General features: G+C 62.8%; 23 protein-coding genes and 1 pseudogene. 13 read left to right on the top strand and 11 right to left on the bottom strand.

Features of this window, described 5'->3' with window-relative positions; translation table 11 throughout:
• Window positions 1-5: 5 nt before the first annotated feature.
• On the top strand, window positions 6-1,184 hold the full coding sequence (locus tag IE191_RS14200; RefSeq protein WP_191325051.1) for a Fic family protein: 1,179 nt from the start codon (window positions 6-8) through the stop codon (window positions 1,182-1,184).
• A gap of 540 nt (window positions 1,185-1,724) precedes the next feature.
• Here the strand turns inward: IE191_RS14200 and IE191_RS14195 are convergent.
• The 4 genes from IE191_RS14195 to IE191_RS14180 form a co-directional block, all read right to left on the bottom strand.
• Window positions 1,725-2,216 carry a protein-tyrosine phosphatase family protein gene (locus tag IE191_RS14195; protein WP_191325036.1) on the bottom strand — a complete coding sequence of 164 codons (492 nt, stop codon included), beginning with the start codon at window positions 2,214-2,216 and terminating at the stop codon, window positions 1,725-1,727.
• Between the two features lie 363 nt (window positions 2,217-2,579).
• Window positions 2,580-2,852, bottom strand: a complete 273-nt coding sequence (locus IE191_RS14190; protein WP_037451969.1) for a DUF3892 domain-containing protein — start codon at window positions 2,850-2,852, stop codon at window positions 2,580-2,582.
• A gap of 32 nt (window positions 2,853-2,884) precedes the next feature.
• A complete protein-coding gene (locus IE191_RS14185; protein ID WP_191325035.1) occupies window positions 2,885-3,073 on the bottom strand; it encodes a hypothetical protein in 189 nt (62 codons plus the stop codon).
• A gap of 16 nt (window positions 3,074-3,089) precedes the next feature.
• Window positions 3,090-3,380 carry a hypothetical protein gene (locus tag IE191_RS14180; protein ID WP_229815389.1) on the bottom strand — a complete coding sequence of 97 codons (291 nt, stop codon included), beginning with the start codon at window positions 3,378-3,380 and terminating at the stop codon, window positions 3,090-3,092.
• 129 nt (window positions 3,381-3,509) lie between these two features.
• Here IE191_RS14180 and IE191_RS14175 point away from each other — a divergent pair, with 129 nt between their 5' ends.
• The 9 genes and pseudogenes from IE191_RS14175 (at window position 3,510) to IE191_RS14135 (ending at window position 8,996) form a co-directional block, all read left to right on the top strand.
• Window positions 3,510-3,866 (top strand): helix-turn-helix transcriptional regulator, encoded by a 357-nt coding sequence (locus tag IE191_RS14175; protein WP_191325034.1) that lies wholly within the window; start codon window positions 3,510-3,512, stop codon window positions 3,864-3,866.
• On the top strand, window positions 3,863-4,384 hold the full coding sequence (locus tag IE191_RS14170; protein ID WP_191325033.1) for an ImmA/IrrE family metallo-endopeptidase: 522 nt from the start codon (window positions 3,863-3,865) through the stop codon (window positions 4,382-4,384). The genes IE191_RS14175 and IE191_RS14170 overlap by 4 nt, the downstream gene beginning before the upstream one ends.
• Before the next feature lie 17 nt (window positions 4,385-4,401).
• Window positions 4,402-5,784 (top strand): exonuclease domain-containing protein, encoded by a 1,383-nt coding sequence (locus IE191_RS14165; protein WP_191325032.1) that lies wholly within the window; start codon window positions 4,402-4,404, stop codon window positions 5,782-5,784.
• A 325-nt stretch (window positions 5,785-6,109) separates the two neighbouring features.
• Window positions 6,110-6,529: pseudogene (gene tnpA / locus IE191_RS14160) on the top strand (IS200/IS605 family transposase).
• Window positions 6,526-6,849, top strand: coding sequence for a hypothetical protein (locus tag IE191_RS14155; RefSeq protein WP_191325031.1), 324 nt, complete (start codon window positions 6,526-6,528; stop codon window positions 6,847-6,849). Before tnpA ends, IE191_RS14155 begins: the two are co-directional and overlap by 4 nt.
• Window positions 6,850-6,959: 110 nt before the next feature.
• On the top strand, window positions 6,960-7,889 hold the full coding sequence (locus tag IE191_RS14150; RefSeq protein ID WP_191325030.1) for a hypothetical protein: 930 nt from the start codon (window positions 6,960-6,962) through the stop codon (window positions 7,887-7,889).
• A 70-nt stretch (window positions 7,890-7,959) separates the two neighbouring features.
• A complete protein-coding gene (locus IE191_RS14145) occupies window positions 7,960-8,142 on the top strand; it encodes a hypothetical protein (RefSeq protein ID WP_191325029.1) in 183 nt (60 codons plus the stop codon).
• Between the two features lie 27 nt (window positions 8,143-8,169).
• Window positions 8,170-8,850 carry a hypothetical protein gene (locus IE191_RS14140; RefSeq protein ID WP_191325028.1) on the top strand — a complete coding sequence of 227 codons (681 nt, stop codon included), beginning with the start codon at window positions 8,170-8,172 and terminating at the stop codon, window positions 8,848-8,850.
• 5 nt (window positions 8,851-8,855) lie between these two features.
• Complete coding sequence (locus IE191_RS14135; protein ID WP_191325027.1) at window positions 8,856-8,996, top strand: hypothetical protein; 141 nt, start codon at window positions 8,856-8,858, stop codon at window positions 8,994-8,996.
• 20 nt (window positions 8,997-9,016) lie between these two features.
• Here IE191_RS14135 and IE191_RS14130 read toward each other — a convergent pair whose 3' ends face one another.
• Window positions 9,017-10,597 carry a hypothetical protein gene (locus tag IE191_RS14130; RefSeq protein ID WP_229815388.1) on the bottom strand — a complete coding sequence of 527 codons (1,581 nt, stop codon included), beginning with the start codon at window positions 10,595-10,597 and terminating at the stop codon, window positions 9,017-9,019.
• Window positions 10,598-10,731: 134 nt separating this feature from the next.
• Here IE191_RS14130 and IE191_RS14125 point away from each other — a divergent pair, with 134 nt between their 5' ends.
• Complete coding sequence (locus tag IE191_RS14125; protein ID WP_229815387.1) at window positions 10,732-10,974, top strand: hypothetical protein; 243 nt, start codon at window positions 10,732-10,734, stop codon at window positions 10,972-10,974.
• 6 nt (window positions 10,975-10,980) lie between these two features.
• Here IE191_RS14125 and IE191_RS14120 read toward each other — a convergent pair whose 3' ends face one another.
• Window positions 10,981-11,565: a hypothetical protein gene (locus IE191_RS14120; protein ID WP_191325025.1), complete on the bottom strand. Its 585-nt coding sequence runs from the start codon at window positions 11,563-11,565 to the stop codon at window positions 10,981-10,983.
• The gene (locus tag IE191_RS14115; RefSeq protein WP_191325024.1) at window positions 11,562-12,329 is read right to left on the bottom strand and encodes a hypothetical protein; all 768 of its coding nucleotides are present in this window, start codon (window positions 12,327-12,329) and stop codon (window positions 11,562-11,564) included. Before IE191_RS14115 ends, IE191_RS14120 begins: the two co-directional genes overlap by 4 nt.
• 48 nt (window positions 12,330-12,377) lie before the next feature.
• Here IE191_RS14115 and IE191_RS14110 point away from each other — a divergent pair, with 48 nt between their 5' ends.
• Window positions 12,378-13,058, top strand: a complete 681-nt coding sequence (locus tag IE191_RS14110) for a type II secretion system protein (RefSeq protein ID WP_191325023.1) — start codon at window positions 12,378-12,380, stop codon at window positions 13,056-13,058.
• Between the two features lie 11 nt (window positions 13,059-13,069).
• Window positions 13,070-13,237: a hypothetical protein gene (locus IE191_RS14105; RefSeq protein WP_191325022.1), complete on the top strand. Its 168-nt coding sequence runs from the start codon at window positions 13,070-13,072 to the stop codon at window positions 13,235-13,237.
• A gap of 275 nt (window positions 13,238-13,512) precedes the next feature.
• Here the strand turns inward: IE191_RS14105 and IE191_RS14100 are convergent, their stop codons facing one another.
• The 4 genes from IE191_RS14100 to IE191_RS14085 are packed head-to-tail and all read right to left on the bottom strand — an operon-like array spanning window position 13,513 to window position 23,526.
• Window positions 13,513-14,823 (bottom strand): hypothetical protein, encoded by a 1,311-nt coding sequence (locus IE191_RS14100; RefSeq protein WP_191325021.1) that lies wholly within the window; start codon window positions 14,821-14,823, stop codon window positions 13,513-13,515.
• Window positions 14,820-21,092, bottom strand: a complete 6,273-nt coding sequence (locus IE191_RS14095; RefSeq protein WP_191325020.1) for an AAA domain-containing protein — start codon at window positions 21,090-21,092, stop codon at window positions 14,820-14,822. The genes IE191_RS14100 and IE191_RS14095 overlap by 4 nt, the downstream gene beginning before the upstream one ends.
• Window positions 21,089-21,733, bottom strand: coding sequence for a 4Fe-4S single cluster domain-containing protein (locus tag IE191_RS14090; protein ID WP_191325019.1), 645 nt, complete (start codon window positions 21,731-21,733; stop codon window positions 21,089-21,091). The genes IE191_RS14095 and IE191_RS14090 overlap by 4 nt, the downstream gene beginning before the upstream one ends.
• A complete protein-coding gene (locus IE191_RS14085; RefSeq protein ID WP_229815386.1) occupies window positions 21,733-23,526 on the bottom strand; it encodes an AAA family ATPase in 1,794 nt (597 codons plus the stop codon). The genes IE191_RS14090 and IE191_RS14085 overlap by 1 nt, the downstream gene beginning before the upstream one ends.
• Between the last annotated feature and the right edge of the window lie 200 nt (window positions 23,527-23,726).

Here is a 23,726-nt window from a genome sequence, read left to right as displayed (position 1 = left end):
GTTTAGTGCATAGAAGCCACCTTGCAGGAGCGCTGCGCGAGCGACTTGTCCGTTATCCCGCGCCCTTCGACAATCACTATGGCGTCATCCCGTTGCCGCCGCCCGAAGATGCGCTGCCCATCCAGGCGGTCCAGTTCGCTCACGACCGAGCGCTCTCCATGCTCGGGCGCGTGCAGACGCTCGCGGAAAGCGCCCCTGACCCTTATGTCATCAGCCGAACGCTGAGCCGACGCGAAGCCGTCGACAGCTCGGCGATCGAGGGCACGCATTCGACGCTTAATGAACTGCTGACGGTCGAGGAAGACGATGACGATGCCCGCGACGCGGCGCGGCAGGTCCGCGACTATGCCCTGACGCTCGATCGCCTGCTTCCTCGCGCCACGAACGACGGCGTTGACATCTTCACGATCGATCTCGCGAAGGAACTCCATCGTGAGGCCATGCGCCACGACCCCGACTATAAAGGCGTTCCGGGGGAGCTGAAGGACGTGGTGAACTGGATCGGCGGCACGGGACATATTTCCACCTCGACCTACAATCCGGCGCCGCCGGATCGTGCACCTGCGTGCCTCGAGCAAACCATGGCCTACATGCGCTGCGAAGGCATGCAGGCAGTGTCGCAGAGCCTGATTACCAGGATGGCGGTTGCGCACGCGCATTTCGAAGCCGTCCACCCCTTCGCCGACGGGAACGGGCGCGTTGGCAGGCTCCTGCTGCCACTGATGATGGCGGCGGAGGGCCAGGTGCCCCTCTATCTCGCGCCGTTCATCGCGGCCAATCGCACAGGCTATTATGAGGGGCTGAAAGCCGCTCAGCAGCGGCTCGATTGGGCGCCGCTGGTGGGATATCTTTCGGATGCCATTACCGGCACCGTCGAAGAGCTGTTCACGACCCGCGACACGCTTCAGCAACTCACTGCGGACTGGCGGGAGCGACGCCGGTTCAGGGCGCGGTCGGCATCGCTGCGCGCGCTTGATCTCTTGATCGATTACCCTGTGATCACCTTGAAGCGCCTGGCCCAGAAGCTGGGCGTGTCGAAGCCGCAGGCACTTGCGGCAATAAACCAGCTTGTCGAGGCGAACATCCTCGTCGAGCGGACGGGCTATCGTCGCAATCGCGTATTCGTGGCCGAAGCTGTCTTGGGGGTTGTGAACCGGCCGTTCGGCGACGTTCCTCGGATTTGAGCGAAGATGAAGTGGGGAACCTCAGTTGGATTCCAATTATTCGGCCGGGACTACCTTTTGGGGTTTCGCGACACGCCTAAATCATCGCAACGCCTTCGGATATCAGGACTTGCGGACTGACGGGTAAGTCTGCTTTCAGGAGCGCAGATTGGGATAGCGGACGTTCCACCGATCGAGCCGCCGCATCAGCTTCGCGCCCCAATGCCGGCCTTAGCGGCGACTTCGAGCCGTTCCCGATTACCGCCGGTCCGTATTCCTAAGCTCCTGAAACCGCCACCGTCTTTGCACGGCGTTGTCTCGGACGTTCCGGTATTCTGTGAAAATGCAGCGATCCCAATCTATGGATCGCGGTCGGCTATCCGAATTTTATAAGGATTCTATACAGATTTTGTTTTGGGAAGCCGGATATCCTACCACGGCCGAGAACGGTCGGCCACGCGACCGTCCTATCTGTCGCCCTTCGGGAAGCCCGTCAGGCTGAGTGTTGTCCAGGCAAGACAAGGAACCTGTGCTGCCGGACCATTGTCCTCAAATGCCGGTTCAAGCAGCTTGGCAATATCGATCCCAATTAATCCGCGCATATTCGGCCATACCTCGCGCTGGATTATAGGGAGGATAGATCGACCTGAATGCATCGATCGCGGCGTCCCGGTCCAAGCCGCTCAGCCGGTCGGTGAATTTGAGCAGATAGAGCAGGCCAATCGTCGGTGATCGGGATTGCCCCTGATTACAATGGAGCAGGATTCGATGGTCGCCGATATTTTCATGAATTGCGACAAGTGCTGCGTCCACGATCCCGGCGGGAATGTAATTGACGTCGGCAGCGTCCACCAGGTTGAGGATCAAGCGCCCCTCACGCCGGGCGATCAGATATTCGGGATGATCCTTGGAGGCGGCTCGCCCAGCATAGCCCAACGCTTGCCGGTGATAGGGCTCCTTGCAGGCATGAATGAAAAACCAGCCCGGTTGGCCGCGCTCCTGTTGCTCATCGAACTCGCCGCCGACAAATAAATTTCTTTCTATTTCAATCATATCTTTGATCCATCACTCGCGCGCACGCCTGTTTTCGATTTAGCGGAAGGTCTCCGGCGCGGGGAAGTCTTCATATCCAGCTTACATTGCGTAGCCCGCATAGCGGGCATAGCACGCATAAGAGCCCCGACGCCCGAAAGCCCAGAGCCCGGCTTCCGCCATCCTGACTTTGAACGATGCGTTATCAGCCGGTTCTGGTTTCTCAGTTCGCCAAGATAGTGGCCATCGCGCCCATGGATCTCATCGCCATGGAAGCGGCCGATACGCCGCGCGTAATAGGTCCAAAGATCGTCGTCATCGCGATAGCCGAAACAGGCACCGCCCCATGTCCATAGCCAATCCATGCGCGCGCCCCTCAGCGAACTATGCGTTCGAACATTCCGGGAGTGCCAGGAGATTGTCGTTCCACTTTCCATCGGCATAGGTGCGGAGGTACTTGCCGTTCGCGCCGTTCACCACGCCGACTTCTGCGCGATTTCCGCCAACGAGCGTGAAGAACGTGTTGGTCTTGGCTTCGATGGAATTGATGACCTCCTGGCGCGTCCAGCGCCAAGTCGCACCGCCCAGGTGGGTGATGCCCTCGTGCGGATCGTTGCGCGGCTGCTTGTTGATGCAGGTAACCCTTACGTCTGCCATTCGGAAATTCCTTCGAAATGAAATGATGGAGATCAGGAATTCGGGCCATCCCGGCCATCGGGTTCCTTCGCTACGCCCTTGAAGGGCTTGCCGCCGTCCTTCGCGGTCATGAAATGCCCCGTGCGTTCGTCGCGCTTCTGGTAATTGCCGTCGGGGCGCTGGAATTGGGTACGGCCGGTCACCGCCCCACGACGAAAATTGTTGCCCGTATTCTTGGCCATAAAATCACCTATCGGATCAGTTGAAGGTGTAGCGCTTCCACGGGACGGCGTGCCGCGGCACCCCCGCGAGAAACTTCGAGATGTCGGGCCGACCGAAATAGGTGGCCTGCCCGCTGGCATCCTGGGACATCAGGACAATCGGCATTCCCGGGAAGTAGCGCCCGAAGCCTTGAATCGCCCGCAAGGCTTCGCTGCGATTGCTGGTCACATGGCGCTTCACCACGACGACCGCAAAGGTCACGCCCTGTTCCCGGATCACTGCACCATCCAACTGCATTTCCGATCCTTTCGCCTGCGAGTCGATCAACCACTTGCCGTGCCACCCATATCCCGAATCCTTTCGCATTTGTCAACCATACCAACACTACAGTGTGTTTGTCACAAACAAATGTTTGTGACGTTGACGGGTGAAAGATAGCCTGTCACACCGCTGCCCATGGAAGACATGGCAATTTACGCGCAGCTCGGGCGGGCAATGGCGGCCCGGCGCACGTCGCTCGGCCTTACCCAACAGGACATTGCCGACCGGATTGGCGTATCCCGCGCATCGATCGCCAACGTCGAGCGAGGCCGCCAGAAGGTGCTGTTGCACCAAGTCTACGCGATGGCGCGGGTGCTCGCCCTCCAATCGATCACCGACCTGGTGCCGGCCACGCTGCCGAAACCTGACACTCCGGCATCGCTTTCCATGCTGAACATCGATCCCGGTGGCTTCTCCGAAGTGCAATTGTCGGATTTGGAGAGATTGGTCCGCAGCGCCCTGGGCCCTGAAAAGGTTGACGCGTCGCGATGACAACCTTTAAGCAACACGCTCGTGAAGAAGCCCGCCGTATCCTGGCCGAATATGGTGACGTATCGATTCCCGTTCCCGTAGAAAAGATTATCAAGAAACGCGGGATACGAGTTCAATTTTCGCCGCTCGACCAGGAACTGTCCGGCATGGCGTTGATCAAGGACGGCGTCGGCATAGTTGGCGTCAATGCGCTGCACCACCCCAACCGGCAACGTTTCACGATGGCGCATGAGCTTGGCCATCATATCCTTCATCAGCAGGAAATTAACGGCACCGCGCATGTCGACAAGGGTTTCGCGATCTTGCTCCGCGATACGGAGGCATCGCAGGGAACAAATCGAATGGAAATCGAGGCAAATACCTTTGCCTCGGAACTGCTGATGCCAACGATGCTGCTCGCCCCGCTTATCGATACAACGGGGTTCGATTTGGATGATGTTGAACAGTTGCAGATGCTTGCCAAGCGCTTCAAGGTGAGCCTGTCGGCACTGCAATTCAGATTGCTCGCTTTGAGCTGAGCGAGCGGGGGGCTCCGGTGGCATTTATCTTCTACGATACCGAGACCACCGGAACCGACACGCGCTTCGATCAGATTCTGCAATTTGCCGCGATAAAGACGGACGAAAATCTCGAAGAGATTGACCGGTTCGAGATCCGCTGCCGCTTGTTGCCCCATGTGATCATGTCGCCGGGCGCGATGCTCGTAACCGGCGTTTCCATCGAGCAGGCCACCGACCCCAGCCTGCCTACCCATTATTCGATGGTCAGGGCCATTCGCGCCAAAATGCTCGAATGGTCGCCCGCGATTTTTGTCGGCTACAACAGCTTGGCATTTGACGAGGAATTGCTGCGGCAGGCGCAATATCAGACCCTTCACAACCCCTATCTGACGCAGCGCGAGGGCAATGCGCGTGCGGACGCGATGATGCTCGTCAAGACGGTCGCCCAGTTCGAACCCGACTGCCTGGTCATTCCATCAAAAGCCAACGGTCGGCCGAACTTCAAGCTCGACCAACTCGCTCCGGCCAACGGCTTTGATCACAGCAATGCCCACGATGCGATGGCCGACGTCGAGGCCGTCATCCACTTGTGTCGGATTATCGCCGACGGCGCGTCGGCCGAATGGTCCAACTTCATTCGCTTCTCGCAAAAGGCGGCGACGGAAGCCTTTCTCCTGGACGGCGATCCCGTCCTGCTGAGTGAATTCTACAGCTTTGGCGGGCAGAAACACTTTCCCATAATTTGCGTCGGTGTCGATCGCGAGCAATCCACCAAGCACTTGTGCTTCGACTTGAGCCATGATCCAGCGGCATTCGCCGCGATGCCCGATCATGCTTTGATGGCGTGCATCACCGGCAAGCCCAAGCCTCTTCGCAAGGTCAAGATCAACGCGGCACCAACTTTGCGATCGATCGACGATGCACCGGCCTGGTCACTTGGTGGGCTGTCGGAAGCGGAAATCTTGCATCGAGCGGCTGCCGTGCTTGCCGACACGGCCTTCGTCGCACGCCTCCTCGAGGCCTACGAAAGTTCGAAGACGCAGTATGACGAGCCAGAGCATGTCGAGCAGATGATCTATGGCGCTTTTGCCTCGACGACTGACGAACGGCTCATGGACCAGTTTCACGCCGTACCCTGGCCGGATCGACATCTTTTGCTTTCACAATTCACCGAAAGCCGCTTCGCGCTGCTTGGCGCGCGGATCATCTACGCCGAAAGCCCGGACCTGCTGCCACCCGAACTGCAAGAATCCGTCCGCACCCATGTTCGCGAACGCCTTTTATTTGAAGGCGACTGCAAGTGGGGGACCATTGCGAAAGCCTTGGCCGAATGCGATGAGCATGAGCCGACGGCGACGCCGCCCCAAGCCGAAATGCTGCGCCGATACCGATTGCTGCTGCAGGCCCTGGCTACATAGAAGGCCTAGCTTCAGGATGGCGGTTTTCCGATGTAACTCTGATCGGCCGCTGACATTCCCTGTGCTCAGCAGAGGGCATACCGGTTTCAGTCAGATATGGACTACACGCCCATTGGCGCAGCGAACCCTGCTGCCGCGACTGCCTGATCAGGTCCGGTAGACCGCTCGCACGATGTAGGCGGCGGCACGGCGGCGGCGATGATAGGACGCGCTGACGCGTCGGATGGCAATGCTCTAGACGAGCAAATAGCGGCTCCTTTTTAGAGTCCCGCTTCGTGGAGGAACCCCTCCGACTTCAGTCGGATATTGGCTCCAGCCACAGGCTATGGCGTATCGGTCCGGTTGTCACACGACATTCCATCATCGCTACCATCTCGTCTGGGCGTCGAAGTACCGGTACAAGGTGCTCATTGGCGATGTCCGGCTCAGGGTCCGCGAGATCATCCGGCAGGTCTGCGCCGAGATGGGCGCCACAATAATCAACGGGGCCTTATCAAAGGACCACGTGCACATGTTTGTCGAAATTCCGCCGCACGTCTGGGTGAGCGATTTCGTTCGCCGGGCCAAGGGAAGCTCGTCGCGCAAGATCCAGCAGAAATTCGAGCACATCCGCAAACGCTATTGAGGCCAACGCTTCTGGCAACGCGGCTACTTCTCGATCACGTCCGGCAACATCACCTACGACATCATCATGCGTTACCTGAACCGTCATACCCACAAGGATGGCTTCAGCCCCTCCGCTTGATCCTAACGGCGTCAACCGGTCAGTCGTTCAGCTTCCTCCCGCTGGACGACCTTGCTTGGGAGCGCCGGCTCTGGCGCGGCGAGGACCTTCTCGGTTCGATCCACCGCGCCTGGGGCGGCGAACTGCATCCCCAGTTCGACTACGACACCTTCCAGGGTCGGGGCGGCGCCGATCGCCATGCGACCGCGGTAGCGCTCGATCAGGGGACTTGGGACTTTCCCATGGTGCTCCTATCTACGCCGTTCGGCGTCATCGACGGCGGTGCGAGGTTGCCCGATGTGCGACTGGTCATCGTCGAGGGGCACCAGCGGCACCGCTAACTGAATGCGCTGCACGTCCTCGGGCGCGCACCGGCGGGGCCGCATGAAACCATCATCCTGTCGACGCCGCTCACCGGTGCCGGTCAGGCGGCACAGGACATCGAACACCCATGAAGATTATTCTAGCCTGCGATGAATCCGGCGCAAAGGGCTATGCCGACCAAGACGAGCAATTCCCCGGCCAGGTCGGCGTGTTCGCCGGCCTGTTCGTGCCGGAGGAAATGCTGTCCGTCGCCGAGCCGAGGCTCGAAGCGGCAATCGCGCCCTATCGCGGCGGTGACGGCAAGCTCCACATCACCGATCTGCAACCGTCGCAGCAGGCGGGATTGCGGGCGGACCTGTTCGCCGTGATCCTCGATCTCAAATTGCCCTGTTTCTGGTATGCGATCCATGTCGCCGGTTTCCAGGGCTGGCATCAAACCGTCGAGCAGCTGCACGCGAATGCGCGGACGGATACGGCGGCGTCCAACCCCAATCCCAGGATCAAGGTCGGCAGTCCGCGCGAAAAGCCGGAGTCGCTCCACGCGATCCTGTTCACGGGCCTTTACGCCCATATCGTTGCTTATATCGAGGAGCGGAATCCGGGACCCGTCGACATCGTGGTGCGCACCGACAATGTCGATGCGCCGATCGCGAAGCTGTTCCGACAAAAGGCAGCCGACCTGCTCGACATGGATCCCCGAACCAGCAGCGCAACCGGCTTCGACACGGTCACGAAGACGGTGGTGAGCGCTCAGATGCGCTTCGAAGCGCAGATCCCGCCCGAGCTTCGGGTGGCGACCACGGTCGATAGTCTGGCGATCACGCCGGTCGGCGATGAGGACCCGACCGTGGTGGCGGCCGATGTCCTCGCCAACAGCCTCTGTCATCTGTTCCACAATCGGCCCGCCGAGCGTCTCTACGCCGACCTCAACCGCCCGTCCGCGGTCGAAGACCATCCGCTGCTCGACGTGCTCGCGACGTTCAGGAACTGGGGAGGTCCAGACATCAGTGACCGGATGTACCGGCACCCGGCCGCCCCGCCGTTCGAAGATGTGTGAGCGGATCCGGCCGGATCACCCATGCCTGCCGGCGCGCGTGACGATCGTGGCGCGAGGGAAAGTCTAGCAGATGTTCGACCAGCCCGAGTTCGAGGACATGCTCGGCCATGCGCTCGACATGATCGACCGTGTCCTGGCCGAGCGCGAGGTGGCGCTCTGGGAGCGGCCGCTGCGCGCGGCCCGCAACTTCGTCAAATACTTCATCATCAAGATCCGCATCGGAGGCGTGGAGAGCGAGCCCGGCGAGTTCTGAGACTATGCCGACACCGAATGGTTCAAGATGATGCGTGCGCGCACGGTGGCCTGGTATTCGAGCCGCTACGGCGACGCGATGAATCGCGAGTCCGGCCAGATCGTCAATGGCTGCACCATGGTGTTCGGCACGCCCTTCGTCCTGCATGTCCCGTTGGTGGCCAAACGCACGGGCACGCCCGGCGGGACGATCTGGATCTGCTTCCCGAAGGAAGTCGAGGATGACGAGGACGAGCTGGCATGGATCGAGGGCGCTCCGAACATCGCTTCCCTGCTGCGCAGCGACGGGATGAAGGCGCGGCGCCTCGCCAACGAGGTGGCCGGCGCGATCCGGTCGATCCAGACCGCGCTGACCACGATCGAGGAGCCGCCAGGCGGCGCCGGAGCCTTGCGCGACGCGATCGTCCATCACCTCGATACCGCAGAGGTGCTGATCGCCAAGGGGCGAACCGAGCAGCTCAAGCATGCGCAATGGGATTCGCAGATGGCCTGCGAGAAGGCGCTGAAGCTCTTGTCCGAGCAGCGGCACGCGACCTCCCTGAGACGCATGATCTTTACTATCTGTTCGACCAGCGGCCGGGCGACAAGCCGTTCAAGCGGCTGTGGCTGGGCAACATCCCCAAATGGGAGCGGATGGCCGAGTGGCGCTACGGCAAGGGCCCACCGATTTCGCTGGCCGACGCTCTTTCGTGCTACCGCTCGACGCTGAAGATCGTGCGGGCGATCGCCGATGCTGCCGATCACAAGCTTCATATTGGCGGCGCTAGCATCGAGCTGAAGCTGGCACCCTATCTGCACGAGGATCCGGACATGTATCTGCCGCGGGGAACGGTGAGGCCTGTCGAAGGCGCGTGATCGAGGCCCAGGCATGCCGCTCATGCCTCGTCGGCCTCATCTTCCTCGACGGTTCCCTTGGCGAAATAGCCCTGGATGCCCGTTCGCCGCTGCGTATCGGCGATGAAGCGCTTATAGGCCGCCTCGGTCGCCTTGATCCGCGCGACGTCGCGGAACCGGTAGTTCGAGCCGGTCCAGCGGATGCGCGCGCCATCCGGTTCGGGAACAAGATCGATCGTCGCGACATAGGCGAGGAGATGGTTTCCTAGGTCGATCAGGTTGAAATAGAGCGTCTCTTCCGGCCTCCCCCAGGCGATCGTCGGTCCACCCGGCTTCGGCGCCATGATGAAGTTCATCGGCGACAGGGATTCGGGCCGGTTGATGAGCGCATCGAGGACGTTCAGCTCCTTCGACGCCTGGACCAGGCCCTGAAGCGACAATTTCGTGGCCGGCCAGCCCGCCGCAGCAAGCGCCCGGTCGGCAGCGGCGGTGATCCGCTCGCCGGCCGCCCATTGGCCGACCGTCTCCGGGTCGATCTGCGTCGTCACCGTGCTGACGATCGGCGGCTTGGATTTTCCGATCCGCACGGTGAGCTCGAGCCGGTTGCGGCCCAGCGCCACGAGGAAGCCGTGTAGCCTTGCCCATTCGGCGGCGCTGACCTTCAGCTTCGCTATCCGCTCGGTTTCTAGGTTGAGCGAGATCTTCATCGACGTCCGGTCCCCGACGGTGCCGCCGATGTGGAGCCTGAACATCGGCGTGCGGACGAGAAAGCGGAACCGCCCTGCCGCCAGCATCGGCGCGGGCAGGCCGTAGACATCGCCCTGAAACCGGAATTCGCGGCCATCGCCGGTATCGCGGCCGGACACCTCGCAGCGGTCGAAGGGCTGAGGCGTGATCTCCAGCTCGCCATCCTCGATCGCGCCGGTGCCGGGGAGCGGCAGGGCAAGGCCGAACCGGGTCTCCTGCATCTTCACCGAGACGTTGCTGATCGTTCTGAGGCCAAGAAAGGCGTCGAAGACCGCGTCCTCATCCTCGACCTCGAACGAGGTCGTCATCGTCAGCCTGTCCTTGCTGAACCCCAGTTCCTTCAGCTGGCGCTGCTTGGTGATCGCATAGGCGCCCATGTCCTGACCGATCGCCTGCTCGAACGCCGCGCGGGCCGCCATGCCGGTCGCCGGGATCGCCTCGAACCAGCGCTCGAGTTGCAGATGAAGGTCGATCTTGTTCGGAGCCTTGCCCTCGAAGCTGGCCTTGCGCAGCGCCTCGAGCACATGGGCGAGCAACTCCCCCTCGAGGTGCGCGAGCCGCGCGCCGACGAAATCAAGCGCGTCGTCCACCTCGAGCACGAACAGGAAAGTTGGCTTCAGATCCTTGGCGAGATGCTCCAGCGAGGACAGCCGCAACTTGACCGATTTCGCGCCCGTCCAGACGGTCTTTAGCTGGACCAGGCAGGACAGGGGTGTCGGCCGGCTGTCGAGCGGGCTCGATCCGTTGAACTTCCAATCGACGACATAGTCCCAACCCTTGCGGTCCCAGCTCGATTTGTTGGGGATGAGATCCGCGTCGGTGCACAGTTCCGGGAATCGCGATTCCCCCTTATTGCCGAGCTGATCCGAATTCAATTTTCTGGTCACTGGGCGATGATACGACAGGGCACGCGATTCGCGCCATATTCACGAGCACCGGTTCGCACCCGTCCGCGCTTGTTCCGCTGGACAAGGCGGTCCGCCCGTCCGAAAGGTGCCCGGAAAGGGGAATGACGTTGGCGTTTATCGATGAGCTTGCCGAGGGCGGCGGAAATTTCATCTTCACCCGGACCGAGGGCGGCGCGTCGCTCAAGCCCGCCAGCGGCAGCGACGCCGACCTGGCTTCCTTCCAGGCGCTGGTCCGCGAGGTGAAGGACCATGAAGGCGACGGCTATGCCGTGCATCTCGAGCATGTCTCTTCCGACCGCCCGGGCAATCTTGTCGATCTGCTCGTCCTGCAGATCGACGGCTGAGCGCCCCTAGCCGGGCCGGCCTAGCGCCGCCGCCTCGGCGATATAACCGCGATAGGCAAAGTTGATCAGGTCGCGCACCAGCTCGAGCAGCCCGCTGGTGGGAAACCCGTCGAACGGATCGCCATGCGCGAGCAGGTTGCGCCGCTCGGCAAGCGTGGGGTGACTGTCGCCGGTCAGCTGCCCTATCCCGCCGCCGCCGCATCGGACCCACATCGGCACTTGGTCTTCGGTCAGCCCACCCGCTTCGACCATATGGAGCAGCAGCGTCGCGAAGCTGCGTTTTCGCTTGGGGATGGCGCCGCCGTACCGGTCCATCAGTGCCAGTTCGAGCGCGATAAGCGCGGCGAGCTCGCCGGTCTTGATCAGGCCGAAGTCGACCCAGCCGAACAGATAGAGGCGTTGGGCGCGGTCGAACTTGAGGCGCACGATGTTGGGAATGCGCGGGTCGATGCCGAGCCCGGCGACGAACTCACGCCACTGGGCGCCGGTGTCGAACTGGAGTAAGCCGCCGGCATTGCCGTCGGCCGGCCACGGCAGCAGCAGCGGCTCGCGCCGGAATGCCACGATGACATCGGAGGGGTCGGCGGTCATGGGTAACGCGACTGGATGAAGGCGCCGATACCTTCGAGCATCGCGTCGATCTGGGCCAGCACATGCCGGATCAGCGCGTCGCTTATCGTGATAATCCAGGTCTCGCCATTGGTTAGCGAGCGGTCGAACCACTCGGCCGGCCAGCCTTCGCGCGCGATCCTCGCCTCGAACTTCGCGCGCTCCGCCGGCGGCCATTCGAAGCCGTGATGCAGCATCTTGTTGCGATAAGCGAAGACTGCCCCGAGCATTTGCGCATAGTCTGCGGGCATATGCGCCGTGAGGCCGGTGGTCTCGACTAGTTCGCAGATGCCGTGCGGCACCTGCGTGCGCTTCCTTCCCGCCGCGCTGAACACGACATGCGGATCCCAAAAGTCCGGGTCCGCGGCGTGCGCCGCGCGCGGACCGGTAGGCGTGACCGGCTGCGCCGGCGGCGCGATATCCCGGATGCCCGCGAAGATGCCGACGAAAAGCGATTCGAGGAGTGGCGCGAGCATGCCGATCGCCGCGGTCGAATGGGCGGCGTCCTGAAACACCGAAGCGTGCATCTCGTCGACCCAGCTATTCTCGAGATGCATGCCATATTCGCCCGATGCAGTACTCGCGCGCTTGGCTATGTCGGCGATGTCATCCTGTAGCGTCGCGTCCGCCTGGGCTTGCCGGTGCAGCTGGCCGCGAATGGCGCGAAGTTGCGCTTCGAGATCGGCGTCGCCGAGCAGCAGCACCGCATAGTCCCGGTCGGTCAGCCCGAATCTTTTACCCGCCATCTGTTCACTCCTCTCGCTTCGCCTTATTGGGTTGGTTCAGGAGACGGCATGACGATTTGCAGCCAGGCGAGCCACTGTATTTTGAGCAGAAGCGGCTGTTTCATCTACGACTTTCAGACGCTGCTGACCGGCATCGTCGCGATCGGGGTCGCGGTCGTCGCCGGCATTCCGGTCTGGCGGCAATTGAAGGACAGCAATCTCCAGGCGCGCATCTCGCACCGCGAGACGCTCGCCAATTTGCTGCGCGATGCGCTCCAGCGCTACGCGCAAGTGGACAAGGCGATCCGCGAGCCGATGTCGGTCGCGGACCGGGTGACGCGCGATCCGATCGGCGAGCCGGTCGGGATCGATCCCCATGATGCCCACCATGTCGAGACCATGCTCCACGGCGTGCTCGACTGGTACCTCGTCACGCTCAAGGACACCGAGCATTCCGAGATCGAGGCCGCCAAGGCCGCGCTCAAGCCAGTGCTGGATCGCGTCGTTGCGACGCTCGGCGAAGCGCATTGGGCGGGCCATAACGACCAGCATGACGAGGATCATGATTATTCCGACGAGGCCTGGGCTGAGATCGAGGCGCGCTGTGCCGCGGCGAGGGTCGAGGCGGGCGAGCGCGTCGCCGAGGCCGAGCGCGCGCTTGGCGTGCTGCGCGGCGCGCAGCAGCAATGGATCCAGTCGCTGCGGTCGCAGATCGCCCGGCTCGATCTGCAGATCGCCACGCTGCGTTGAACCCAGTCTCCATGCCCGACGCGCCGCTCCTGATCGACCTGCGCAGCTTTGTCGACGCGCATAGCAACGACCCGCGCTACAGGCTGCTCGGCAAGCTGGTCCGCAATGCGCACTCGATGGTGTCGATCCGCTTCGATCTGCACCGCACGCTGACTTCGATGCAGCTGCTTTCCGACTAACAGGCCGCGCTCGCGGCGCTGCGCGACTGAGGCGCAAGGCCTGCTCTGCGCCTCGCTGTTCGTGACGTCGCTGTTTCTCTACGCTCGGGCTGTCCACAGTAAGGGGCGCGACCGGAGCATGCTCAACCTGCGCGGCGGCTTGCCGGCCGGGTTGCGCACCGAGCATGAACGGATACTCGCGCTGCGCGACCAGCATTTCGCCCACTAAGTCTCCGGAGGCGCGTGGGAGGACTGTCATAGTCTTTGGGCCACTCAGCGGGGGGCAGATCAGCTGATCAGCGCAGACTCTTCGACTTGAGAGTCGGTGCGCTGGCGCGGGTTTCATCGCCGTTGGTGGCAATTGCCACGCGCTTCAGCGGAACGGCGCCGATTGGCAGGGCACGCTCGATCTGCAGCGCCCCGCCTTGTTCGGACAAGGTCGCCTGCAATCGCGATACATCGCCGCACCAGATCGTTTCGGCGTCGCGGTCGCGGGCAGCGTCGGGGCCGACGCCGCCGCGCTCGAAAGCGACCGGTTTCATCTGCACGCGGTCGGCGCCGCTCACTTCAACGCCATAGTCGGGACGGGAGCCACTGCGCAGGACAAGGCGCCCTTCCGTCGCCCAGGCGGTCACCATGCCTTCAGACAACTCGTAGCCAAGATCGCCGAGCGCAGACAGCAACGCCTTGCGGCTGGCTGCCACAGCCACGGATTTGCGCTGTTCCTGCAGAGCGACCTCGGCTGCCGCTATCCTTGTCCTAACCTCATCGACCGACAAAGCGTCGATGCTTTCCAGCCAGGCATCGGCATCGATCCCCGCCGCGCGCGCCTGCGCGACCGTGGCCTCGAGCGCGGCCAAGGCATCGGCGCGTTCACGGGCCACCGTCAGGCCGCGCCCGGTCTCTACCTCCAGCGCGTCCACCAAGAGATTACGGCGTCCGCGCGCGGCCGATTGCGCGTCGGCGAGCCGTTCGTGCCAGTCTGGCCGGACTGCGGACGGATCGATCTGCCGGATCTGCGCTATGCGCAGGGCGATTCTCGCCAACGCCGGATCGGGTTCTTCTTGGGCGGACGTTGCCAACCATTCGGCAAATGATCTCGTGCTTTCGCCAGGTCTAAGCTTTTCGGCTAGTTCGCGATCAAGCGTTTGCCGGGAAGAAGGGGCAAGGGCAAGCAAGGCGCGGCTCGTCGCCTCAGCGTCCCCGCGCAGCAGTCCCTTCTCCAACCCTGCGTCAATCGGGCTTCCGGTCCTGCGCAGGGCAGACAGAACAGCTGCCGATGCTTCGGCAGCAAGGCGATCACGGGAGCGTGATGCAGCCTGGGCGCTGGCCGCCTGCGCCAACCTGTGCTCCAGGTCGTCGCCCAGGAATTGTTCTTCCAGTGGTGCCTGCTTCTGGAGATCCATGAACCGGTCCGCAGCAATGAGAGCTGCAAGCTTATCCCGTCGTCCTCGTGCTGCGGCGATCGCAGCTTCGTCCACGCAATCGTTTCGCTGTCCCACCCTGATCCATCGATCCAGGGCGGCGTCAACCCGAGCGAGATGCCCTTGGCAGATGTCGATCAGCTCTTCGCGTGTGACGATCCGAACCACCTTAGGACCGCTCATGACTTTGCTCCCATTGCATTCACAATGGCGCGGCGTAGCCGCTCGCGCTCGATGGCCGGCTCATGATGCCAGCGGTGGGAAGAGACCCGATGGATCACGGGGATCGACCGGCGCAAGACGGCCGGACGCCACATTTCGCGGGCGCGGGCATTCGCCAGCAGCGGATCGCGCGGGGCATCGCATTCGATGCCGATGCCATAAAGGCCGGTACGAGGGTCTTCGATCGCGAAGTCGAGGCCGAACGCGCCCTCTTCGTTCACTGGTGAGGGCTCCCACCCGAGCGCCCGGATTTCCTCGGCAACCGCCTCTTCGAGGCCATCTTGCAGCTTTTCGTGGCGGGCGGCGCTGCGTTGTTCCGGCGTGAGCCGCGACAGCAATGCACGCGCCGCATCGAGCTCACCCTCCGAAATGCAGCGGGCATATTCGAAGTACGCCTGTAGATAATCACGTGGCGTGGTTGCCTGGCGGCGGGTCGACAAAAGGTCCGAAATCAGTGGCACTGGTATCGAGGTGACCAGAAGCACCTTTTGCCGGGCGCGGGTAACGGCAACGTTGAGGCGTCGCTCGCCACCAGCCTGGCCCAACACACCGAAGCTGCGGCGGAACGTACCCTGGGCATTGCGGCCAAACGTCGAGGAGAACACGATCACATCCCGCTCGTCGCCTTGTACATTCTCCACGTTCTTGACGAAGAAGCCCATATCTTCGCCACCTTCGACCCGATCCCGTTCCCTAGAAATCGCCTGACGGAAGGCGGGATCCTGTTCCGCAAGATCTTCGAGCACTTCCTCGATAAGATCGGCCTGCTTGCGGTTGAACGTGACAACCCCGACCGTTGGGATCGCTCCCGTTGCTTCGAGCCAGATGCGCCGCAGGCTGGCCGCGACCAGTTCTGCCTCAGTGCGATTGGTCTGGTCCTCATAGATGCCGTCGGCGCGAAGCACCTCGATCGGGCGGACGCGGCGAATCTCGTCGGCCGGATGGCGCGCAGGAACGCTAAGCTTGTTCACGTAGAACGAGGCGTTGGAGAACTGGATCAGTTCACGATAGGCCGAACGGTAATGGATCTGCAGGGTTGTGGGCGGCAGGACCGTCTTCGCCAGTTGAAGGAGATCCGGGCAATCCTTGATCTCGCGCCGGTTCCAGCTTTCCGAGACGCTCTCGCGCTCTTCGTCGTCAAGGTCCTGCTCTGCGTCCTGACCTTCATAGACGTCGGCTTCGTCGCTCTCCACACGACTGGTGAAAAACGCGGTCGGTGGCATTTGCTTCTCGTCGCCCGAAACGATCATATTACGGCTGCGATAGAGGGTCGGAAGGGCATACTCGATCGGCATCTGGGATGCCTCGTCAAAGATGACCGTATCGAACAGCGCCTTGCGCAAGGGCAGCAACCGGCTCGCGACATCGGGATTGACCAGCCACACAGGCCGCAGCTTCATGAGCCCGAGGTCTGCCCCCCTGTCTACGAACTCGCGCAGACGCTTGGCGCGCTGGCCGCGCAGGCGGGTGATGTCTTCCCACTCGCGCAGGGGCCGCAGATGGCTTGCATCGAAGCCCTCGACCAGATGCCTGCGGTTGAGCGCGCGCATCTCACCGTCAGCTTGCGCCAGTGAGCTTGCTTTCGCTTCCAGTTCGTACGCTTCGAGCAACAACACGGGTCTATCGGACTCCATGCGGTTTTTCCACGCCAGCCGCGCTTCGCTGGCGATGATCCGCCGGACCACGGGTTCGAGTTCCGCCGCAGCCAGGCTCTCCAGTCTTGGCCGAATGCGCGCAAGCTCGCCGAAAACCGCCAGGGCCCGCCCATCCAACTGTGTGACGCGAGGGCGAAACCGCTGATAGGCGGCGACGCTGGGCAGGGCGCCGCTCATTTCATCGAGGCGCGAAGCATTTGACGCATCGGCTCCGACTGCCGCTTCGACTTCGTTGACCCAATCCTCTTCCATCCACAGGCGAAGACGGTCGAGCCGCGCCAGCGACACGTTGCGCGCGGCGTGCCGGGCAAGGCCTTGCTCGATGCCGTCTATCAGATCCTCGACTGCCGAGCGGGTTCTTGAGCGTGCCATTGCGAAGGCTGTGTCGCGCTCCGGATAGGCTTCGAGCCTTGCGACGACCGCTTCTGTCTCAGACAGCGCGCGCAGAAGCTTGCGTGCCTCCTCGAGGAGCCGGGGCACGCGAAGCCCCGCAAGATGGCCGGATGGCTCACCGAGGCCGACGGTCAGTTCGGCGAGACGGACACGGATCGGGCGCAGGCGTACCTCGCGGTGAAGGGCTGCGTTGAATGATCGCTCATCCTCAAGCCCCTGCTCAGCGAGAAACCCCCTCAGGCGCCGGGATGCCAGCCATCGCGACGGTAACAGCCGCTCCAGGAAGCTGGGGCGCTGCATCAGCCTGGTGGAGACCTGCAGCCAATCCGCCAGTTCTTGTTCAGACAGGCTCTCTGCGACGGTAGCCGCATCCTGCGGCGCATCGTCCGCGGGCAGCTGAAGCAGGTTGCTCTCTACCTCCTTCAATTCATTGTGCTCATCGGTCGATGCAGGGGGCCTCTCCCCGGCACCGGCAAGCTGGCCGAGCCAGCGTGAAAGTCGCTCCCGCTCGATGTCATCCAGCTTCAGGAGCGCTGCACTATGCTCATTTGTCCACTGGCGGTAGGGTTCCGGATTGTCGATGACAAGCGCATTGGGGGTGCGTGCAATGACTTCAGCCCGTTGGCTTTCACCAGCTGAAAATGCTAGAAAATCTGAGCCGAAGGCATCGGTCGTGCCGGGGTCAGCGGCAAACGGTTTCGTGCGCGCGAGCGCGCTTCCCTCGTAGCGTGCCGGGAGCCATAGGCGAGACAGCGGCGCGCAGGTTTCGGCAAGCGCAGCGAGGCTTCCCGGGTCTTCCCCTGCCAGGACCTGGCGCAGGGACGGAAGCGCCGGTGTGTCGCCTTCGCGGGCGAGCCGAACCAGTTCCCCCAGGATAACGCGGTAGGACACGCCGGTTGCCGGGTCCTCGGCGTGAAGCGCTTCGTGATAGCTGTCGAGTTCGTGTTCCAGAACCTCGATGCGTCCAGCGATCTGGTTCCGCTGCTGGCGCAGGAACAGAGCGCCGCCAGGACGCCGAAACAGTTCCTCGAGTTGCTCCCGAACCGCCCGGATCACCGGTTCGCGATCCTTGTTCACGTCATTGACCATGACGACGCGGTTGCCGAGCCCTGCGGCATCGAGCCGCTTGTGAACCACTTCGAGCGCAGCCTGCTTCTGGCAAACGACCAGCAAGCTGCGGCCGGTGCCGATCGCGTCGGCAACCATGTTGACGATGGTCTGGCTCTTACCCGTTCCGGGCGGCCCCTCGACCAACAGCCCACGACCGGTTCGTGCATCGAGAACGGCCGCTTCCTGGGAGGGATCGCTGTCGGCGGTAAAATAGCGATCGACTTCGGCAACCGGTTTGCGCTCGGGCCGCTCGACGCTCTCACCGACCCGAAATGCGGTCTCCAAGCTCGTTCCAACGGGCGGCAGCGCCTTGAGTTGCCGCAGGTCCTCCATGACCGCCTGGCCGAGAAAGCCAAGGTGGAACAGGGCTGCACTGCAGCGCACGCGATCCTCGCCCGGCCGGATTCTGAGATCCTTCGAGGGTAAGGGGGATAGCGAGCGTTGCTCGACCTGCGCGAAATCGCGGAACGCTTCGGTGACTTCGGCAGCGTTGATGCTGGCGCGGCCTAGTAACTCGTTCGCCTTCTCGCGCCAACGCGCCGCCTGCTCCATCCCCAGCAGCGTTTCGAACGCAGGGTTCAGCCTTACTTCTTCCCGATCCCGGTCAAACGACAGCGAGATCCGCCCTCTGGCGCCCACTTCCGGAACCAGCCGAACGGGCCAGAGGAGGATTGGCGCGATACGAGGCCGAGTAGAAGCGCGCGCCTCCTGCAGGACCAGGAACGGAAATCCGAGGTACAGGCCGTCGATGCCGGTATCCCGACGATACAGCGTCGCATGCGCGTGCAGGGTGCGCAGCCGGCGCTCTACGCGCGGATCGTCAGTCAGTGGCGCAGGGTCGATCGTGATCGGCTGGTCGTTGCGCAGCAGGACATGGTCCAGGAGCTCGGCGGCGGGACGGCGCTGGCTGTCCAACTCTGTCAAATCGACACGCGCCGTCGTCTTGCCGATGATCATGCGCGTCAGCGGCCCCCGCATGACCGCACCCGTAATACGCCGGGCAAAGAAGTCGAGAAGCGTTGCGACATAGGCCTGGCGAGGCGGCTGCTTCCACTGGTCCAGGGGCACGGAAAGCAGCGCGAGCGTACGTGCGAGAGGGAGCCTGCGTTCGAGACGAAACTGGTCTGCCCAATCATCGATCCGGTCGATGCCGCAACGCGCGAAGCCTTCGACGCGCGCGTCCATTTCAGCCAGAAGAGCGCCGGGACCCACTGTCAGGCGTTCTCGCGCAACATTGCGGTCGAATTGATCGAGCCCCGCGCGCCTGGCCGCTGTCTCGGCCTCGTCGATGATTGCATCAGCACTGCGGAATTGCGACGCTGCCGCAGCCAGGAGGAGGATCAGATCTTCTTCTTGGGTTACCTTGCGTTCGATTATGGCGAGCAGGCCAGGATGGTCGGTGTCGGGAAGAATCCGGCGCTGTTCTTCCCAGAGCGCCGCAAGCCGGGTTTTCGAAGTGGATAAAGCCAGCACCTGGAGCTTGGTCTCGTCGAGCTCCACCTCGAGATGGCGTGCGCGTTCGCGAACACGGGCCTCGCGGCGCTTGAGGCGCGCCAGCCAGACTTCGTCGTCGCTCCGCTCGAGACGGTCGGGCACCGGTCCCGTGATCAGGGCATAGCCCTCTTCGGGATTGTCGACGAGCCAGCCCGGAGTGATGATCTCACCCCGGACCACCAGCGGCATTGCCGGATTAAGCGTCTTGAGCGCCAGGGCCTGGCGAATGTCAGGCGCGACGCCATCAAGCGCAGCGATTTCGCGGATCTCCAGGCGCAGATCCGGATGGAGCTTGGCTTCTTCCATCCAGGTCGCAAGGTCGCCGCGCAGCAATTGGGACAGTGCTTCGTCCCAATGGATGGGGTCCGCTGCTGCCAGGGCGTACTGCGCGGGGCCAGAGAACCGGCGCCCGCCAAGCGTGATCGAGCGCTGTGCTTCGTCGTCCTCGTAAGGTTTGCGGCGTCCCGCGACGTCTGGCGCACCGCCGGCAAGCCAGGATTGAACTTGGTCCCACCCCCAACGCAAACGGCGGTCAGCGGCGAGCAGACCATTCAGGAGGAGGTCGACCCTGGGATCGAGATCTTCGGGGATCGGCGCGCCATTGGTCAGGATGCTGATCAGGAAGGATTGGTCATCCGCGCCAGCGAAGCAGGCGCCTCTCGTCACCTGCTCCAGAATGATCATCCCCAGGCTCCACCAGTCGCTTGCGGCAGCGACTCCGCCTGCGACAGCTTCAGGGGCGGTGTAGCGTGTGATCTCCAGTGGCGAGACGATGTCGAGGTCATAGTCCGACAAGCGGGCCGAGCCGAAGCCTGTTATCACGAGGTCGAGGGGCTCGCGCGTTCGCACCATGATCGCGGCCGGATTGAGATCGCGGTGGCGAAGTCCGCATTCGGCCAGTGCCGCGAGCGCGCCGCCGACCTCGAGCACAATTGTCGAAAGCGTCGCCAGATCGTCGGCAACGAGGCCGACATCAGCGAAGCTCCCGCCGCGCAGGTCCTCGGACACCTCATAGACCCGATCGCCAAAGCGACCAGTTTCAATCACCTCGGGAACGTGATCGCGATCCAGTGTTCGCAGGACCTCGTAGACTTCGGGGTCGGGTTCGCTGCCCTGCGCGTAGAGCACCAGGATCGCGCGGCGGCCATCGGATGCACGCTCCGCCTCATACCGTTCCTGCACCTGGCTCCCGGTTTCGACCCGCCGCAGTAGCGTCCACTCGCCAATGGCAGTTGGCACCGACGGCAATTCCGTCGCCGTGTCGAGGTTACCGGATTGGGCTGGTTCGCCGATGCCGGCGGGCGAGGGCGGCGGCGAACCGTCAGCGACCGTTTCATCTGCGTCGGCTCCGCATTCGGGGCAGATGAGGTCGCCGGGCTCCAGCGTATGGCCGTTGAGACACCGGACGCGTGCTGGTCGAGCGGGAGCTGGCGCAACTGCCTGTTCGGGACGCCAGCCTTCCGGCCTCATGGGTAGGGAAGAAAGATCCCAGTCGCATGGATGTCCGTCCCGCTCACCTTCGCAGAACATCTCTTCGAGCGAACGCTCTGTCTGGCAATTCGGACAAAAGCGGATCATGCGGCGAACTGTCCCTGCATATCGGATGTCACAACCTGGTGGCCGGCCGCCGAGAGGGCACGGCGAAGCCGCGCCAGGTCGCCACGTGCGGGGATGCCGGCCATCCATGCGCCGCCATCCTCATCGAACATCACATCGAGCGTCCGGTCCGCGTCAGTCGCGCGGCGCTCATACGGGAGAAATGCGGCGCCAAGGTCCGTGAGAACGTGCAACTGCTGGTTGTCACTGCCGCGAAGCGCCAGGCTCTGCGGAACGTCGGAACGGAACGGCCCGGTGATGATAGCGTCGATGAGCCCGGAATTGGCGTCGAGCCAGGGTCCGATCGCGTCCATTTCGAGGCCTGTGAAGACCAGCACGGACTTGTCCGACAACCGCCGCCACGCGTTCAGGATTTCAGCCAGGGCATGGGGTTGCTCGAACGGCTCTCCGCCCGAGACCGTAAGACCATCGGCTTCCCGGGCGAAGTATGCCAACTGGTCGATGATCTTCCCGGTCTCGATGGCGCCTTCGCCGTGGGCCCAGGTATCGACCGAAATGCAGCCTGGACAACGCAGGCTGCAGCCCTGGAACCAGAGTCCGACGCGGCGGCCGGGTCCAAGGGCTGTCACGGGAAAGTGCAGGCGAGACAGAAACATGCGCATTACGCTGCCTCCAGGGTCAGCGTCGTGTTGGCACCGTGCTCGAGCTTCGTGATCCTGACGGGGCCGTGACCGTCCCGTTCGAACAGGGCGCGCGAGAGGGGATTGATGAGATGGGCCTCGATCTTGTTGCGAATGCCGCGGCCGCCATTCGACAGGTCGGCAACGCACAGGCCTCGCAATGCCTCAAAAGCTTCCGGCGCGATGTCCACCTGCTGGCCCGAGGCTTGGGCATCCGCGCAGACGGAGCGGACCATGGACTCAAAGATGCGATTGCCGACCTCTGGCCGGATGAAATCGAACACGATCACGTTTTCGCCGAAGCGATTGAGGATTTCGGGCCGATTCAGGACCAGCTTGAAGTGGTTCTCGATACCTTCACGCACCCGCGCCTGCACTTGCGCAAAGGGCTGGTCCGCAGTGACATTGGCGCGCCGTTCACCGTCTGCTCCGGTGGTATAGATCCCCAGGTTCGACGTGAAGATGATGAGGGCTTCGGAGAAATAGACCCGGTCACCCCGGCCCGAGGTCAGGACACCATCGTCGAGGATCTGTAGGAATTTGTCGAGAATGCGCGGATGGGCTTTCTCGATTTCATCGAACAGGACGACGCTGAACGGCTTCTCGCGGACGGCGTTGGTGAGCTCCCCGCCGACGTCGTACCCGACGTAGCCGGGTGGCGCACCGATCAGGCGCTGGTCGGCATGTTCGGCGCTGAACTCCGACATGTCGAAGCGGATATAGGCGCTCTCGTCGCCGAAGAGCAGTTCCGTCATCGATTTGGCGAGCTCGGTCTTGCCAACGCCCGTCGGGCCGGCAAGGAAGGCGATGCCGCGCGGCCGATTGCCGCGCCGCGCACCCCCGATGCCGGTCGCGGCGCGCTTCACGATGTCCATCATATGGGTGACCGCATGATCCTGGCCAACGACGCGTTTGCGGATCGTAGCGGCTCCTTCGAGAATCCTGCGGCGCTCGATCTTGCGCCAGGCATCTTCGGTCACACCAACCTTGTAGCGCCGGACCGCTTCGCCGATCGCAGACACGTCGACCCGTTCGGCCCGTCCCAGCTGGACCACCGCGTTGAGGTCCATGAGAAGCATGCCTTCGGTCACATCGACAAGGTTCTCCCGCGCCTTTGTAAGAACCTCTTCAGATGCCTCCCGCCCACCTGGCATCGAACGGACGAGCGATGGGGCCACCGCGCTGCGTGCGTCGCGATCAGGCGTCGCGATGGGGATATGGCGAAGGCGCGGATTGTCGATCAGCAGCCAGTCGGGCAGGTCGCCTTCCTTCTCTGCGATCCATATGACGGTGTTGAAGCGTGGAGCCCGCTCGGGCCCGGTCGGACGCGGCTGCACCGTCTGGGCAAGGACGAGCGCCCGGGTGAACAGGCTTTGCTCGGAAGCGGACAAGGCATCGCTGCGGACGACCAGGCGGGAAGCAAAGTCCACAATCAGGGCGAGCGGCGGCCCATCGAGCTCTGCCTGCCGCTGGAGTACGGTGTTGAGCAGATCGATACCGCCGGCAGCTTTCCCGCCCGATGGTGTCAGCCCGAGACGCGTTAGCGCGGCTTCGGGATCGCGTCCGGCTGCAAGAGCGGTAAGGTCACAGAACCCGGCAACAGGATCGTAGCGGACAATGTCATCGTAGCCAGCCTGACCAAGCGCATCGGCAAGCACGTCGCCAAGCGATCCGGCATGTGCTCGTTCGCCGTCAGCGCGGATCTGCAGGTCCCGCACATTTCCGGTGAGCACGAACTGGCTCTTGAGTGGCAGAAACCGCACGAGGTCGCGCACCCAACGGGGGCGCAGGTCTGCTCCAGTCACGATATTTTTTGGCCCCCAAGTAATTCACGGCTGCCACGCCGCACGTAAGGTTACAGCCTATCTGTCCGGCTGTGGGAATCAATATTTCCGTAGTTTTGAGTGGTCATCAACCAGCCCGAACACTGACGCAATCGGTTGCAGCAATTGCAAATCATGAGGTTTGGCAAGGT

This window comes from Novosphingobium pokkalii (assembly GCF_014652855.1).
In the GTDB taxonomy this organism is placed as follows: Bacteria; Pseudomonadota; Alphaproteobacteria; order Sphingomonadales; family Sphingomonadaceae; genus Novosphingobium; species Novosphingobium pokkalii.
Note: the sequence above shows the minus strand (reverse complement) of the source record. Positions and strands in the feature narration are given on the sequence as shown.

What these genes read in the sequence shown, in the direction of transcription:
- IE191_RS14115 (WP_191325024.1), bottom strand. Translation starts at nt 12,329, where the DNA reads ATGGCGGGTAAAAGATTCGGGCTGACCGACCGGGACTATGCGGTGCTG.
- IE191_RS14185 (WP_191325035.1), bottom strand. Translation starts at nt 3,073, where the DNA reads ATGGCCAAGAATACGGGCAACAATTTTCGTCGTGGGGCGGTGACCGGC.
- IE191_RS14150 (WP_191325030.1), top strand. Translation starts at nt 6,960, where the DNA reads ATGAAGATTATTCTAGCCTGCGATGAATCCGGCGCAAAGGGCTATGCC.
- IE191_RS14110 (WP_191325023.1), top strand. Translation starts at nt 12,378, where the DNA reads ATGACGATTTGCAGCCAGGCGAGCCACTGTATTTTGAGCAGAAGCGGC.
- IE191_RS14170 (WP_191325033.1), top strand. Translation starts at nt 3,863, where the DNA reads ATGACAACCTTTAAGCAACACGCTCGTGAAGAAGCCCGCCGTATCCTG.
- IE191_RS14190 (WP_037451969.1), bottom strand. Translation starts at nt 2,852, where the DNA reads ATGGCAGACGTAAGGGTTACCTGCATCAACAAGCAGCCGCGCAACGAT.
- IE191_RS14090 (WP_191325019.1), bottom strand. Translation starts at nt 21,733, where the DNA reads ATGCGCATGTTTCTGTCTCGCCTGCACTTTCCCGTGACAGCCCTTGGA.
- IE191_RS14175 (WP_191325034.1), top strand. Translation starts at nt 3,510, where the DNA reads ATGGAAGACATGGCAATTTACGCGCAGCTCGGGCGGGCAATGGCGGCC.
- IE191_RS14100 (WP_191325021.1), bottom strand. Translation starts at nt 14,823, where the DNA reads ATGAGCGGTCCTAAGGTGGTTCGGATCGTCACACGCGAAGAGCTGATC.
- IE191_RS14145 (WP_191325029.1), top strand. Translation starts at nt 7,960, where the DNA reads ATGTTCGACCAGCCCGAGTTCGAGGACATGCTCGGCCATGCGCTCGAC.
- IE191_RS14105 (WP_191325022.1), top strand. Translation starts at nt 13,070, where the DNA reads ATGCCCGACGCGCCGCTCCTGATCGACCTGCGCAGCTTTGTCGACGCG.
- IE191_RS14125 (WP_229815387.1), top strand. Translation starts at nt 10,732, where the DNA reads ATGACGTTGGCGTTTATCGATGAGCTTGCCGAGGGCGGCGGAAATTTC.
- IE191_RS14095 (WP_191325020.1), bottom strand. Translation starts at nt 21,092, where the DNA reads ATGATCCGCTTTTGTCCGAATTGCCAGACAGAGCGTTCGCTCGAAGAG.
- IE191_RS14120 (WP_191325025.1), bottom strand. Translation starts at nt 11,565, where the DNA reads ATGACCGCCGACCCCTCCGATGTCATCGTGGCATTCCGGCGCGAGCCG.
- IE191_RS14195 (WP_191325036.1), bottom strand. Translation starts at nt 2,216, where the DNA reads ATGATTGAAATAGAAAGAAATTTATTTGTCGGCGGCGAGTTCGATGAG.
- IE191_RS14140 (WP_191325028.1), top strand. Translation starts at nt 8,170, where the DNA reads ATGATGCGTGCGCGCACGGTGGCCTGGTATTCGAGCCGCTACGGCGAC.